Source organism: Pseudomonas sp. WS 5532 (genome assembly GCF_012985445.1).
In the GTDB taxonomy this organism is placed as follows: Bacteria; Pseudomonadota; Gammaproteobacteria; order Pseudomonadales; family Pseudomonadaceae; genus Aquipseudomonas; species Aquipseudomonas edaphica.
Genome location: NZ_JAAQWK010000001.1, coordinates 23194 through 37210, shown reverse-complemented (window position 1 = coordinate 37210; position 14017 = coordinate 23194). Strand labels below are relative to the sequence as shown.

11 protein-coding genes are annotated in these 14017 nt (G+C 60.5%); 4 read left to right on the top strand and 7 right to left on the bottom strand.

The window, feature by feature from the left end; all coding sequences use genetic code 11:
• Positions 1-37: 37 nt before the first annotated feature.
• On the bottom strand, positions 38-1132 hold the full coding sequence (gene ddlA, locus HBO23_RS00160) for a D-alanine--D-alanine ligase (protein WP_017137670.1): 1095 nt from the start codon (positions 1130-1132) through the stop codon (positions 38-40).
• Positions 1133-1176: 44 nt separating this feature from the next.
• On the bottom strand, positions 1177-1815 hold the full coding sequence (locus tag HBO23_RS00155; RefSeq protein ID WP_170036135.1) for a LysE family transporter: 639 nt from the start codon (positions 1813-1815) through the stop codon (positions 1177-1179).
• A 136-nt stretch (positions 1816-1951) separates the two neighbouring features.
• On the opposite strand from HBO23_RS00155, the gene HBO23_RS00150 reads away from it, so the two are divergent.
• Entirely contained in the window at positions 1952-2761 is an 810-nt protein-coding gene (locus HBO23_RS00150) for an AraC family transcriptional regulator (protein ID WP_017137672.1), read from the top strand.
• A gap of 172 nt (positions 2762-2933) precedes the next feature.
• Here HBO23_RS00150 and HBO23_RS00145 read toward each other — a convergent pair whose 3' ends face one another.
• The 3 genes from HBO23_RS00145 to HBO23_RS00135 form a co-directional block, all read right to left on the bottom strand.
• Positions 2934-3509: a flavin reductase family protein gene (locus HBO23_RS00145; RefSeq protein WP_017137673.1), complete on the bottom strand. Its 576-nt coding sequence runs from the start codon at positions 3507-3509 to the stop codon at positions 2934-2936.
• A 60-nt stretch (positions 3510-3569) separates the two neighbouring features.
• The gene (locus HBO23_RS00140) at positions 3570-4886 is read right to left on the bottom strand and encodes a PAS domain-containing methyl-accepting chemotaxis protein (RefSeq protein ID WP_170036133.1); all 1317 of its coding nucleotides are present in this window, start codon (positions 4884-4886) and stop codon (positions 3570-3572) included.
• A gap of 106 nt (positions 4887-4992) precedes the next feature.
• Complete coding sequence (locus HBO23_RS00135; RefSeq protein WP_170036131.1) at positions 4993-5325, bottom strand: DUF2790 domain-containing protein; 333 nt, start codon at positions 5323-5325, stop codon at positions 4993-4995.
• 226 nt (positions 5326-5551) lie between these two features.
• Between HBO23_RS00135 and HBO23_RS00130 the strand changes: the two genes are divergently transcribed.
• The 3 genes from HBO23_RS00130 to HBO23_RS00120 all read left to right on the top strand — a co-directional run bounded on the left by HBO23_RS00130 (position 5552) and on the right by HBO23_RS00120 (position 9279).
• A complete protein-coding gene (locus HBO23_RS00130; RefSeq protein ID WP_170036129.1) occupies positions 5552-6871 on the top strand; it encodes an OprD family porin in 1320 nt (439 codons plus the stop codon).
• Between the two features lie 342 nt (positions 6872-7213).
• On the top strand, positions 7214-7888 hold the full coding sequence (locus HBO23_RS00125; RefSeq protein WP_017137677.1) for a heavy metal response regulator transcription factor: 675 nt from the start codon (positions 7214-7216) through the stop codon (positions 7886-7888).
• Positions 7885-9279 (top strand): heavy metal sensor histidine kinase, encoded by a 1395-nt coding sequence (locus tag HBO23_RS00120; RefSeq protein WP_170036127.1) that lies wholly within the window; start codon positions 7885-7887, stop codon positions 9277-9279. Before HBO23_RS00125 ends, HBO23_RS00120 begins: the two co-directional genes overlap by 4 nt.
• Positions 9280-9739: 460 nt before the next feature.
• Here HBO23_RS00120 and HBO23_RS00115 read toward each other — a convergent pair whose 3' ends face one another.
• Entirely contained in the window at positions 9740-12874 is a 3135-nt protein-coding gene (locus tag HBO23_RS00115) for a CusA/CzcA family heavy metal efflux RND transporter (RefSeq protein WP_170036125.1), read from the bottom strand.
• Between the two features lie 18 nt (positions 12875-12892).
• Positions 12893-13999 (bottom strand): efflux RND transporter periplasmic adaptor subunit, encoded by a 1107-nt coding sequence (locus HBO23_RS00110; protein ID WP_170036123.1) that lies wholly within the window; start codon positions 13997-13999, stop codon positions 12893-12895.
• Between the last annotated feature and the right edge of the window lie 18 nt (positions 14000-14017).

The following is a 14017-nucleotide window of genomic DNA, read 5'->3' as shown; positions in this document are numbered from 1 at the left end:
TCCCTCGCCACAGAGGCCACATGTTACTCGAGTCATTTCATCGGCTGATCTTAAGCCCCTTACGCCCGGCATGCCGCTCCAGCGCCAGCTCGATCAACCGGCTCACCAGCTCGCTGTAACTCATCCCCGCCGCCTGCCACAGCTTCGGGTACATGCTGATACGTGTGAAGCCTGGCAGTGAGTTGATCTCGTTGATCAGCACTTCACCGTCATCGGTGAGGAACACATCAACCCGCGCCAGGCCTGCGCAGCCCAGCACTTCAAACGCCTCAATGGCGAGGTGGCGAATGCGCTCGCTGGCTTCGACGCTGATATCGGCCGGCACCACCACTTGGGCCGCCTGGCCGTCGATGTATTTGCTGTCGTAGGAGTAAAAGCCATTGCTCACCACAATCTCGCCACAGCCACTGGCGATGGGGTTGTCGTTGCCCAATACGGCGCATTCGATTTCACGGCCTTGGACCGCGGACTCCACCAGCACTTTTTCATCGAAGCCCAAGGCCAGTTCAACAGCAGCATGGTACTCGGCCTCGTTGCCAACCTTACTCACACCCACCGAAGAACCCTGGTTGGCGGGTTTGACGAACATCGGCAAACCGAGCTTGTTCACAGCCGCTTCAAACGAGGTACGCGCCGCGTTGCGGCGAGTCAGGGTGATAAACGGTGTGACAGCAATACCGGCATCGCGCAGCAGACGCTTGCTGATGTCTTTGTCCATGCAGACCGCCGAACCCAGCACGTCGGAGCCGACGAAAGGCAGGTCGGCCATGCGCAGCAGGCCTTGCAGGCAGCCGTCTTCGCCGAGGGTGCCGTGGACGATGGGGAAGATCACGTCGATATGTTCCAGCAGGCCCTGACCGGAGGTTTCCACCACTTGCTGGTTGGCCTTGCCCGGCACCACTGCAAGTTCACGGTTGGATTGGTTAAGAGCGATGAGCGCCGGGTTTTCCTGGTTGATCAGAAAGTTCGACGTGTCGTTGAGGTGCCAGTGGCCGGCCTTGTCGATGCCGATCAAGACCGGCTCAAAGCGCGAACGGTCCAGCGCATCGACGATATTGCGCGCCGACTGCAACGAGACTTCGTGCTCGGCCGAACGGCCACCAAAAATAATACCTACACGCACCTTGCTCATGACCCGGCCTCACTGTTGAAAGTAAGGCTTCTTACCATGAGCGGTCAGCGATTCGCTACCAGATGTGCGCCGAACAGCAGGTAGCAACCACCGGCAAAGCGGTCGAGCCATTTGCGTGAACGCGCGTAAAGGCTGGCCATGCGCTCGCTGGAAAACACCAGGGCAACACTGGAATACCAACTGAACGACAAGGTGGCCATGGTGATGACGGCCAGGGTAAGCAGCGCGGGCGAAGGAGATGGCGGCATGGTCGAGGCAAAGGCCGTCGCGACGAACAGCGCAGCCTTGGGGTTGGACAAGTTGCCCAGTAACCCGAACCGCCAGGCAGAGAACAATGAGCGGCGCGGTGCGTCGGGCAGAACCGTCTGGCCCGCAGCCGGAGCCGAGCGTTTGAACAACTTGAGCCCAAGGTAGATCAGGTAGCAACCGCCGATGATCTTGAATGCCAGGTAGAGCATCGGCGCGGCGGTAAACAGCGACTTGATGCCCAAGCCGCCCGCCAAGCCCCAAATGATCGTGCCGCTGGCTACACCCGCCGACGCCACAACGCCATGGCGCCTGGAGCAGTTGGCAGCCAACTGCGCGGTGTTGAAAAAGTTCGGCCCAGGCGTTACGACAGCGACTGTCCACAGCAGCGCCAGCGAGACCAGCGGGGCCACATAGGCAGGGTTGATAACGTCCATGGGCAGCTCCGTCAGCGCAGTACACGAACCCGGATCATAGGCCTAGCCCAACGCCTGCACAATCGTACAAGACCTCGGCAGACAACCGATGCAGACTCGGTTAACGTGTTTCCACCTCTACATGTGACAAGTCATCATGGGCCAACCCACTTCCACCCTCGACTGGCTGCACCGCGCCCCGCACGCCAGCGGCCTGGACCGTATCGAGGCGTACTTTGCAGGCTTTGCGTTTGACCCGCATCGCCACGACACCTACGCCATCGGCCGCACCTTGTTTGGCGTGCAAAGCTACCACTACCGTGGCTGCATGACCCATAGCCTGCCGGGCAGGACCATGGTGATTCACCCCGATGAATCCCATGACGGCCGCGCCAGCAGCGTGGAGGGGTTCAAGTACCGGATGATTTATGTGGAGCCGGCGCTGATCCAGCAGATTCTCGGTGGTCGGCCATTGCCGTTTATCCACAACGGTTTGTCGACTGACCCACGCCTTTTCCGCGCCAGCGAAGTGTTGCTGCAAAACCTCGACTGCCCGGTTGACCCGATGCAGGAACAGGACGCCCTGTTCGACCTGGCACACGCGCTGAACGCGGCATCCGGCGCGATCATCAGCCGCAAGTCGTTCGATTATGTGGCTGCCGAGCGCGCCCGCGAGTTTATCCACAGCGCCCTGGGCCGCAGCATCACCCTGGATGAAATGGCCGACCACTGCGGGCGCGATCGCTGGGCGCTGTCGCGAGACTTTCGTTTGTTGTTCGGCACCAGCCCCTACCGCTACCTGACCATGCGCCGGCTGGACTTGGTGCGCAGCTTGCTGGCCCAGGGCCAATCGCTGGTGGACGCGGCGCTGACCGCAGGTTTCACCGACCAGAGCCATATGACCCGGCAATTTCGCAGCACCTACGGCATGCCGCCGTCGCGATGGGTGAAGATGCTAGGGCGCTGATTGGCCCACCTGAAATGCGATTAAACCTGTGGGAGCTGGCTTGCCTGCGATGGCGGTGCATCAGTCAATATATTGGGTGCCTGACACACGCTATCGCAGGCAAGCCAGCTCCCACAATGCGGGGTCGCCGGCAAAAACACTCACCCGGCCTGCAGAACGCTGCAGCCGTGGCTTACAATTGGCGCCCGACAACCGGTGCACCGATGCTGAGGAAATTTCCGCCGGCGATATGGTGCAAGGTGCGCAATTCGTCATGCCCTTCGAAGTGCCAATGCCCGTCGCTGAACACGCGCTCGTCGGCATAGGCGCCGATCACTTCGCCGAGAAACAGGTCGTAGGTCTGCTGGTTGTGCGGCTCGGGCAGCAAGCGGCACTCCAGCCAGGCCACGCAGCCTTCCAGAAGCGGCGCCTGGGTGTGCTCGCCACTGAAGGTGTGCAGGCCGTAGGCGGCGAACTTGTCGGTCTCGGAACCGCTGGTATTGCCGACCGTCTGCACCAGATCGGCCTGCGCCACACAGGGTACTTGCAACACAAACGTGCCGGCGCCTTCCAGCAGTTGCCGAGTCCAGGTGGACTTGTCCAACACCACGGCGACTTTGGGCGGTTCAAAATCCAGCGGCATCGCCCAGGCGGCGGCCATGATGTTGCGTTTGCCATCGTGGGCTGCGCTGACCAGCACAGTCGGGCCGTGGTTGAGCAAGCGGTAGGCCTTGGACAGCGGAACGGGGCGACGGTGGGTCGGGCTCATGGAGGGTCGGCTCTTCAAGCAAGAAAAAACCTACGATACCTCAAGCACACGCCCTACGGGTCAGCTCGACAGCTGATTGGCGAACTGGCCCACCGCGCTGACGACTTTTTGCGCACCGTCCTGGATCTCCACGATCACCGTGCCCGCCTCGGCCGCCAGGGCCAGGCCTTGTTCGGCCTGCAGGCGGCCATCGTTCATCAAGGTCACTGCATCGCGGGCCATGTCCTGGTTCTGGCGGACTACGCCGACAATCTCTTCCGTGGCTTTGCTGGTACGCGAGGCCAACTGACGTACCTCATCGGCCACCACCGCAAAGCCACGGCCCTGTTCACCGGCACGTGCCGCTTCAATGGCTGCGTTGAGCGCCAGCAGGTTGGTCTGTTCGGCGATACCGCTGATGGTCTTGACGATAGTGCCGATCACTTGGGATTGGGCATTCAGCGCCTCGATGCCGTCACCGGCCTGTTGCATATGCTTGGCCAGATCACGCATCACATCCACCGCCTGGGTTACCACGGTGGTGCCGCGCTGGGCGCTGTTGTCGGTTTGCAGCGAGGTGCTGTAGGCGATATTGGCAGCCTCGGCCACGGCTTGTTCCTGATTGACCTGATCGGTAATCACCGTGGCGAACTTGACCACTTTGTACAGGCGGTCATTGGCGTCCAGCACCGGGTTGTACGTGGCTTCCAGCCAAACCGTGCGGCCATGGCTGTCGACCCGTTTGAAGCGTGCCGCAACAAATTCACCGGCGTTCAGGCGCTTCCAGAACTGTTGGTATTGGGCACTGTTGTACTCCTGCGGTTCGCAGAACATGCGGTGATGTTTGCCCTGGATCTGCGCCAGGCTGTAACCCATGCCGCCGAGAAAGCGATCGTTGGCCGTGAGTACATGCCCGTCGAGGTCGAACTCGATCACCGCCGTGGAACGCACCAGCGCGGTAATCAGGTTTTCATGCTCGCGCGACGCCTCGATGGTGCGGGTGAGGTCGCTTGAGTAAATCGAAAAATGCTTGATGCGCCCCTCCGAGTTGCGCACCGGCTGCACAATCGAGCGCAGCCACGCTTCCTTGCCGTTGCCACGCATCAGGCGCACGGTGCCGGCGAAGTGTTCGCCGCGCACCAGGGCATTTTTAAAGCGCAGCTGGAATTCGTCCTGGCGCACATGCGGCGGCACCAGCTCATCAATGTGACGCCCCACAATGTTACTGGCCTGGTAAACCAGTTCTTGCAGGAAGTTGGCATTGGCCCACTCCACCCGGCCGTCGGCATCCAGCGTCAGGCACAGCATTTCACTTTCCAGGCTCTCCTTGACCTGCTGCAAGCTCGACAATTCTTCGCGAAGAGCAGACAGCTCTTGCTTCAGGCGGGTATTGAACATGGGGCACCGATGGGCATTGGGTGAGGTGTATCTGACCTGCATCGGCGCTGCGGGCGTTTTCTGAAGCGTTTTTTTCGCCGCAGCCAGCTGTCTTTTTTTGGATCCATTAACCGCCGTTGTTTCGACACACACCCATCACTTGGTATTCCAGGGTATTGAGCTTGCCGGTGGAGTCTTCATAGGTCATGCGCGAGGGCACCGCCTCGCAGGAGCGGATCGGCGGCGTTACGTTCACCACCTTCTCAATGTCCAGCTTCATGCCATAGCGGTAGGCCTGCACCTCGGGTGCGGGCTTGCCCTTCTTTTCGGCGTAAGCAGCCATGGCTTTTTCATTGCGCTCCATCATCAGGGCAAAGGTGCGGTCCCCGCCGCCTTCGGCCAACGCGCCAAAAGACAGGACCGCGACCAATACACCCAGGGCAACTTTATAAGCGTTCATCATTAGTTCCTCGTCAGAAAAGTTCAGTGACGAGATTAATCAACCAACCCTGACGCAATGTTCACCAAAACATTACTTATTTGTTAGGTGGCCGTGAGTTTCCAGAATTGTAATGTTCACGCCATGAGTTCGTTATCCGCGGTTTGCAACTATCGGCCCGGGCCAGATCAATAAGAACGCCCGCCTCTATAAGAAGCTGAAAACTGCCACTACCCAGGAGCGAACCATGCGCATTACTAACCATATCCTTCCCTTTTCCTTGCTCGCCGCACTGCCCCTGGCGGCCGTGGCCTTAGAGGACAAGCCCGACGGTTTTATCGAAGGCAGCAGCGTGAACGTGCTGGCGCGCACGTTTTACTTCAACCGCGATGACCGCAAGGGCCAGTCCAGCCCTACCGGCAACGGTTACTCTGAAGCCCTGGCGCAGGGCTTGATCGGCAAATTCGAATCCGGGTTTACCCAAGGCACCGTTGGCTTCGGCCTGGATGCGTTCGTCATGTACGGCCTCAAGCTCGACTCGGGCACCGGTCGCAGCGGCGGCAAGGGGTCGTTCGGCGTGCTGCCGGTAGACAGCGACAACCACCCCGAAAGCAGCTACAGCAAATTCGGCGGCGCGGCGAAACTACGGGTGCTGGATACGGTGATAAAAGCTGGCGATGTGTTCCCCGCCACGCCGGTGGTGGCCGCTGGCGATTCGCGCCTGTTGCCGGAAAGCTTTCGCGGCGTCACCGCTCACAACACCAGCTTTGAGGGCCTGAGCCTGCAAGGCGGGCGCTTGAGCGGCATGAGCCAGCCGAGTGAAAGCGGCATGAACAAGGGCTTTGCGACCTTCTATGCAGGTAAGGTCGACTCGCCCTGGATCGGCTATTTCGGCGGCGAATACGCGGTGAACAAACACCTCAGTGTCAGTGCGTACAGCAGCCGCCTGAAGGACGCCTGGGACCAGTACTACGTCGGCACCAACGCCAGTTACCCATTGAGTGAAAACGTGTCCTTGTTCGGTGACGTGAACTATTACAAGGCCGTGGACGAAGGCAAAAAACTGCTGGGCGAATTCAACAACAACATCTGGAGCGCCAGGCTCGGGGTCAAGGTCGGCGCCCACAGCCTGGCCCTCTCGCACCAGCGCAACAATGGCAATGACGACTTCGACTACCTGCGCCAGTCGGACTCGATCTTCCTCAACAACTCGATCCAGTACAGCGATTTCAACTCGCCCAAGGAGCGCTCATGGATGGCCCGCTACGACCTCGACATGCAGGCCTTCGGCATTCCCGGCCTCTCATTCATGACCCGCTACGCCAAAGGCACCGGCGCCGACTACAGCAATGCCAACGCGGTGTACATGCGCCGCGATGCAGCCGGTAACCCGCTGACCGATCAACGCCGATGGGAACGGGATATCGAGGCCAAGTACGTGGTGCAAAGTGGCAGCCTCAAGGATTTGTCCTTGCGTTTACGCCAGGCCACGGTGCGCTCCAGTACGTTCGAGTCAGACCTGGAGGAAGTTCGCTTGATTGCCGAGTATCCACTGGTTGCACTGTGAGCCCTTACATTCGTTTGCCGTTAACTAACATCTGTTCACAAATAGCCAGGTATCAAAACTGTAATATTGAGCTCAGCTTCCCGTTAAGTTGAAGTTCCTATACTCGCATCAACTTATTTGCACCGAGCAACATTCGTCTCTAGAAGCTTTTTTGTAGCTCCTTTGGAAAGAGATGAATTTTTAACGCCCCTCGGGGCGTTTTTTTTTGCGGGCAGGTTTAGCAGCGACCAATGGTCGCAGTTGACCCTGAAGCTACTTCACGGTTCAGACTTTTCCTACTCCCAAAACACCTGATTCCATAAGGAAATGGAGCCCTTATCCCTCAGTAAAAGGTAACCCCCCATGCGTATCCTTGTGGTTGAGGACGAGCAAAAAACCGCCGACTACCTGCAACAGGGCCTGAATGAAAGCGGCTATGTGGTGGACTGCGCGTCCAATGGCATCGACGGCCTGCACCTGGCCGGGCAGCACGCCTATGAGCTGGTCATCCTCGACGTCAACCTGCCGGGCAAGGATGGCTGGGAAGTGCTGGAGCAATTGCGCCGCAATGGCACACAACGGGTGATGATGCTGACGGCCCGTGGCCGCCTGGCCGACAAGATCAAGGGCCTGGACATGGGCGCCGATGATTACCTGGTCAAACCCTTCGAGTTTCCCGAGCTGCTGGCGCGGGTGCGTACCCTGTTGCGGCGCAGTGAGCATATCCCCCAGCCGGACGTGTTCCGCGTTTTGGACCTGGAACTGGACCCGCGTCGCCATCGCGCCTATCGCGGCACCCGGCGTATCGACCTGACCACCAAGGAGTTTGCGCTGCTGCAGGTGCTGATGCGCCAGACCGGCGAAGTACTGACCCGCACGCAGATTATTTCGCTGGTGTGGGACATGAATTTCGACTGCGACACCAATGTGGTGGAAGTCTCCATCAGCCGCCTGCGGGCCAAGGTCGATGACCAGAGCGAAGTGAAACTGATCCACACCATTCGCGGCGTGGGTTATGTGCTGGAGGCACGTGGATGAGAACCGGGAGTTTGTCGATGCGCCTCGGCTTGACGGTCAGCCTGATGGGCGCCGGCCTGGTGCTGTTGCTGGCGACCCTGGCGTACGTGGCCCTGACCCACGAGTTGGAAAAGCTGGCGCGCAAGAACCTGGAAAGCAAGATGGAGCAGATCCAGCACAGCCTGGCCCAAGGCCTGGATGCCAACCGCATCCGCGCCCGCCCGCACTCATTGATGGACCTGGTGATCGGCCACGACAATTTCTACCTGACCATCGTCGGCACCGCACCGGATGAAAGCGTCTTGCTGAGCATCGGCGCCAAGCCCCAGGAGCCTTTGCTGACGGACTTCACCCCCAGGGAAACCCTCGGCTACCTCAATTGGGCCGACAGCAATGGCAACCAGGTGCTCAGCGCCTCCAGCCTGATGCGTCTGGCCAATGGCGAACGGGTGCGCGTACTGCTGTCGCTGGACCGCATGGACGATCAGGCGTTGCTCAGTGCCTACCTGCGCGCCACGTTGATTGCCTTGCCGATGCTGCTGATCCTGATCGGCATGGGCGCCTGGTGGCTGGTGCAACGCGGGCTCGCGCCACTGAAGCAGTTCAGTCATGTGGCGGCCAAGGTCACCACCCAGGACCTGACCCACCGTTTATCCATCGACAACCTGCCCCAGGAACTGGGCGAACTGGCCCATGGCTTCAACGTGATGCTCGACCGCCTGGACGCGGGCGTGCAACAGCTGTCGCAGTTCTCCGACGACCTTGCCCACGAAATGCGCGCGCCACTGACCAACCTGATGGGCAAGGCTCAGGTGACGCTGTCCCGCCAGCGGCCACCGGAGGAATACAAAGCAGTGCTGGAGTCCAACACCGAAGAGCTCGAACGCCTGGCGCGCATCGTCTCCGACATGCTGTTTCTGGCCCAGGTCAGCCATCCGGCCGCGCGAGGCTCATTTACCCAAGTGTCGCTGGCAGAAGAGGCCCATCGAGTGATGGATTTATTCGCCTTGAGTGCCGAAGACAAACAACTGACCCTGACCCTCAGCGGCGATGCCCAGGTACAGGGCGATCGCCTGATGATTCAACGTGCCCTGTCCAACCTGCTGTCCAATGCCATTCGCCACAGCCCGGCGCAGTCGCATATTTCAATGCTGGTGGAGGCCTATGGCAATCAGGTTGCGCTGTCGGTCAGCAACCCCGGCCCGGGGATTGAGGCGCAGCACCTGCCGCACCTGTTCGAACGTTTCTACCGCGTCGACAGCAGCCGCGCCCGTACCGAAGGCGGCACCGGGCTGGGCCTGGCCATCGTGCAATCAATCATGGCCCTGCACCAGGGGCAGGCTGATGTGCGCAGCCTGCCCGGTGGCTTTACCTTGTTTCGCCTGGTGTTTCCTCGGGTATTGCCTGAATAGGGAATGCGGACTTCAAACCAAAGCCGATCCCCTGTGGGAGCTGTCGAGCTTTAGCGAGGCTACGAAAGCGGTGGGTCAGGCAACTTATATGTCGCCTATGCCGCCGTCTTCGCAGCCTCGCTGGGGCTCGACAGCTCCCACAGTTGAGCTTTGTTGCTGGTGGAATCTGCGTTCGACGCGATGGCCCTGCTGACCAAGACCTAAGCAACAAAGCCGATCCCCTGTGGGAGCTGTCGAGCTTTAGCGAGGCTGCGAAAGCGGTGGGTCAGGCACCTTATTCTCGCCTGTGCCGCCGCCTTCGCAGCCTCGCTGGGGCTCGACAGCTCCCACATTTGAGCTTTGTCGCTGGCAAAATCTGCGTTCGACGCGATGGCCCTGCTGACCAAGACCTAAGCAACAAAGCCGATCCACTGTGGGAGCGTTGGTGATTTCAGTATCAAGCCCGCTCAGCTCACACGCGTCATTCTTCCTTGCGGTGCGCCCACTGGTACAGCGCCGGCAGCACCAGCAAGGTCAGCAACGTAGAGGAAATAATTCCGCCGATCACCACCGTCGCCAGCGGCCGCTGCACTTCGGCGCCGGTGCCGGTGGCGAGTGCCATGGGGATAAATCCAAGTGACGCTACCAGCGCCGTCATCAACACCGGGCGCAAGCGCGTCAGAGCGCCTTCGTTGACCGCCAGCGCTAACGAGCGGCCTTCTTCACGCAGGTTGCGGATAAAGGCAATCATCACCAGGCCGTTCAGCACCGCCACACCGGACAACGCGATAAAGCCCACGCCTGCCGAGATCGATAGCGGAATATCGCGCAGCCACAACGCCATGATGCCACCGGTCAAGGCGAACGGAATCCCGGTAAACACCAGTAAGCCGTCCTTGAGGTTGTTGAACATCATAAACAGCAACCCGAACACCAGCAGCAACGCCACCGGCACCACGATGCGCAAACGCTCGGAGGCTTCCTTCAACTGTTCGAACTGGCCGCCCCAGGTGGTCCAGTAACCGGCGGGCACCTTCACCTGGGTGCTGATGGCCGTCTCGGCCTCTTCGACAAACGAGCCGATATCACGCCCGCGCACGTTGGCGCTGACAATTACCAGACGCTTGCCATTCTCGCGGCTGATCTGGTTCGGGCCGAGCACCAGGTCCAGGCTGGCGACCTGAGACAACGCAATAAATCCCAACTGCCCCGCCGCACTCCCGGCCAACGCCGGCACCGGAATCAACAGCCGCGACAAGCCTTCGATATCGGTGCGCAACGCGTCGGATAACCGCACCACCATGTCAAAACGCCGGTCGCCTTCGTACAACGTACCGGCCTGGCGCCCACCCACGGCCACGGCAATGGTGTCCTGCACATCACCCACGTTCAGGCCAAAACGTGCGGCCTTGTCACGGTCGATATTGATCGTCAGCACCGGCAGGCCGGAGGTCTGCTCCACCTTCACCTCCGAGGCACCATCAAGCTTTTGCAAGGTCTCGGCGATTTCCCCGGCGGTCTTGTTGAGCACCGCCATGTCATCGCCAAATACTTTCACCGCCACATCGCTGCGCACCCCGGAAATCAGCTCGTTGAACCGCAGCTGAATCGGTTGCGACAGTTCATACGCACTGCCCGGCACAATCGCACTGGCGCGCTGGATATCGGCAATCAGCGCCTCGCGGGACTTCTTCGGGTCTGGCCATTGGTCCTTCGGTTTAAGCATCACGTAGCTGTCGGAAATGTTCGGCGGCATCGGGTCGGAAGCGATTTCCGCCGTGCCCGTGCGCGCAAACACGCGCTCGATTTCCGGCACTTGGGCGATCAGTATTTTTTCCAGCTGCTGCTGCATCTGCACCGATTGCGACAGGCTGGTGCCGGGTACGCGCAAAGCCTGTTGGGCGAAGTCGCCTTCACTGAGGCTGGGGATAAACTCGCTGCCCATGCGACTCGCTACCGCGCCCGAGGCGACGATGGTCAACACCGCCAAACCGAACACCAATGAACGGCGCGTCATGACCCAATCCAGCACCGGCGCATAGACCCGACGCGCAGTGCGCATCACCAGGTTTTCTTCTTCCTTGACCTTGCCGGTCACGAACAGCGCAATCGCGGCGGGCACGAACGTCACCGACAGAATCATCGCGCCCAGCAGCGCAATCACCACGGTAAACGCCATGGGATGGAACATCTTCCCGGCCACGCCAGTGAGGGCGAAAATCGGCAGGTAAACCACCATGATGATCAACTGCCCGAAGATCAGCGCACGCCGTGCTTCCTTGGCCGCCGCGAACACTTCATGCAGGCGCTCGCTGCGCGTCAATAACCGCCCATGTCGCTGCTGCGCATGGGCCAGACGGCGGATCGCGTTTTCGACGATCACCACCGCGCCGTCGACGATAATGCCGAAGTCCAGCGCGCCGAGGCTCATCAGGTTGGCGCTGACTTTGTTGGTGAACATGCCGGTAAAGGTGAACAACATTGCCAGCGGAATCACCATCGCCGTGATCAGCGCCGCGCGGATATTGCCCAGGAACAGAAACAACACCGCGACCACCAACAGCGCGCCTTCGAAGAGGTTTTTCTTCACGGTGGCGATGGCTTTTTCCACCAGGTTGGTGCGGTCGTAGACCGTCACGGCGACCACGCCGGCGGGCAGCGAACGGTTGATTTCCTCGAGTTTCTTCGCCACCGCCTGGGACACGGTGCGGCTGTTTTCGCCGATCAACATGAACACCGTGCCCAGCACCACTTCACGGCCGTTTTCGGTGGCCGCGCCGGTGCGCAACTCGCGGCCGATTTCGACTTGCGCCACATTGCGCACGCGGATCGGCGTGCCGTCCGAGGTCGTGATCACAATGTTGGCAATATCATCAATCGACGCCACCTGACCCGGCGCACGGATCAGAAATTGCTCGCCACTGCGCTCGATGTAACCGGCACCGACGTTGGCATTGTTGCGCTCCAGCGCCGTGACCAGATCACCCAAGGTCAGGTTGTAGGCCGCCAGGCGCTTGGGGTCCGGGGCTATCTGGTATTCCTTGGCGAAACCACCGATGGTGTTGATCTCGGCCACGCCCGGCACATTGCGCAGTTGCGGCTTGATGATCCAGTCCTGGATCACGCGCAGGTCGGTCGGCGTGTAGGGCGTGCCGTCATCCTTGCGCGCGCCGTCTTCGGCCTCGACGGTCCACAGGAAAATTTCGCCAAGGCCGGTGGAGATCGGCCCCATCGCGGTTTCGATGCCCAACGGCAGTTGCCCGCGTGCCACTTGCAGGCGCTCATTGACCAATTGCCGGGCGAAAAACAGGTCGGTGCCGTCTTTGAAAATCACCGTCACCTGGGACAACCCCGAACGCGACAGCGAACGCGTCTGCTGCAAACCCGGCAGCCCGGCCATGGCGGTTTCAATCGGAAAGGTAATGCGCTGCTCGGTTTCCAGCGGCGAAAAACCGGCCGCCGCCGAGTTAATCTGCACTTGCACGTTGGTAATGTCAGGCACCGCGTCGATGGGCAACTTCTGATAGCTGGCGATGCCGACACCGGCCATCAACAGCACCGCCAGCAGCACAATGATGCGCTGCTCGATGGCGAATTGGATAAGGCGCTCAAACATGGGGAATCACTCGCAGGATCAATGGGCGTGCTCGGCCGAGCCTTTACCCAGTTCGGACTTGAGGATGAAGCTGCCGACAGTGGCCACCTGCGCCCCGGCCTCAAGGCCCTGGCGCACTTCGACGTAGCCGTTTTCGCTCACACCGAGTTCGAGGTGACGGGTGATAAAGCCTTGCGCAGTGCGCACAAACACTGAGGGTTTGTCCTCGACGGTCTGGATCGCGGTTTCTGGCACGGTGACCTTGGCCTGGTAGGTATCGGTGGCCAATTGCACCGTCACAAACAGGCCCGGGCGCCAGGCGTCATCGGGGTTGGGCACGGTCACGCGCACGGTGGCAGTACGCGTCTGCTCGCCAAGCAGGTTGCCCACATAGGCCACGGTGCCCTGCACCTGCGTGTCCATTTCCGTGGAGGTGACCTTCACCGGTTTGCCGACCCGGACCTTGTTCAAATCCTTGGGAAACACACCGAAGGTGATCCACACCTGGGACAGGTCCGAGAGCGTGAAGGCGTTGCTGGTCTCGCCGACCACCTCGCCGACGCCGAGGTGTTTTTCCACCACTACGCCGGCGAACGGCGCACGCAGTTCATAACGATTGCCGCCAACCAGGACCGCGCTGCCGCTGAGGGCAGTCATCTTCTGGCGCGCATTGTTCAGGGCGATTTCGGCCTCTTGCAAGGTCTGACGCGCCAGCAGGTAATCCTGTTCGGCGGAGATTTCGTCTTTCCACAATTGGCGCTCGCGTTGGAACGTAGTGCGCGCCAATTCGACCCGGCGCTCGCTGGCCGCCAGCTCGCTGCGCTGGTCGGAGATCTGCTGGCTGGAGATGACCGCCAACAGCTCGCCTTTCTTCACCGACTGGCCAAGGTTGACCTTCACCGCCTCCACCACACCGGCCGCACGCGGGACGATGTGCGAGGTACGGTCCTCGTCGAAACGCACTTCCCCCGGCAGCGTCAGCACTGTACTGATCGATCGCGGTTGTGCCTGGGCGAGTTGGATACCGGCAGCCTGAATCTGCTGCTCGGTGAGTTCGAGTGCGCCTTCCTCTTCATCGGCGACGGCAAAGCCAGACAGCATCAGGCCCAGGGCGACGGCCAGCGCCACGCCATGTTTATGTTTCATAGAGGACTCCAGAAAAAA

Coding starts and splice junctions, on each gene's coding strand:
- HBO23_RS00130 (WP_170036129.1), top strand. CDS start 5,552: ATGCGCATTACTAACCATATCCTTCCCTTTTCCTTGCTCGCCGCACTG.
- HBO23_RS00145 (WP_017137673.1), bottom strand. CDS start 3,509: ATGAGCCCGACCCACCGTCGCCCCGTTCCGCTGTCCAAGGCCTACCGC.
- HBO23_RS00110 (WP_170036123.1), bottom strand. CDS start 13,999: ATGAAACATAAACATGGCGTGGCGCTGGCCGTCGCCCTGGGCCTGATG.
- HBO23_RS00115 (WP_170036125.1), bottom strand. CDS start 12,874: ATGTTTGAGCGCCTTATCCAATTCGCCATCGAGCAGCGCATCATTGTG.
- HBO23_RS00120 (WP_170036127.1), top strand. CDS start 7,885: ATGAGAACCGGGAGTTTGTCGATGCGCCTCGGCTTGACGGTCAGCCTG.
- ddlA (WP_017137670.1), bottom strand. CDS start 1,132: ATGAGCAAGGTGCGTGTAGGTATTATTTTTGGTGGCCGTTCGGCCGAG.
- HBO23_RS00155 (WP_170036135.1), bottom strand. CDS start 1,815: ATGGACGTTATCAACCCTGCCTATGTGGCCCCGCTGGTCTCGCTGGCG.
- HBO23_RS00125 (WP_017137677.1), top strand. CDS start 7,214: ATGCGTATCCTTGTGGTTGAGGACGAGCAAAAAACCGCCGACTACCTG.
- HBO23_RS00140 (WP_170036133.1), bottom strand. CDS start 4,886: ATGTTCAATACCCGCCTGAAGCAAGAGCTGTCTGCTCTTCGCGAAGAA.
- HBO23_RS00135 (WP_170036131.1), bottom strand. CDS start 5,325: ATGAACGCTTATAAAGTTGCCCTGGGTGTATTGGTCGCGGTCCTGTCT.
- HBO23_RS00150 (WP_017137672.1), top strand. CDS start 1,952: ATGGGCCAACCCACTTCCACCCTCGACTGGCTGCACCGCGCCCCGCAC.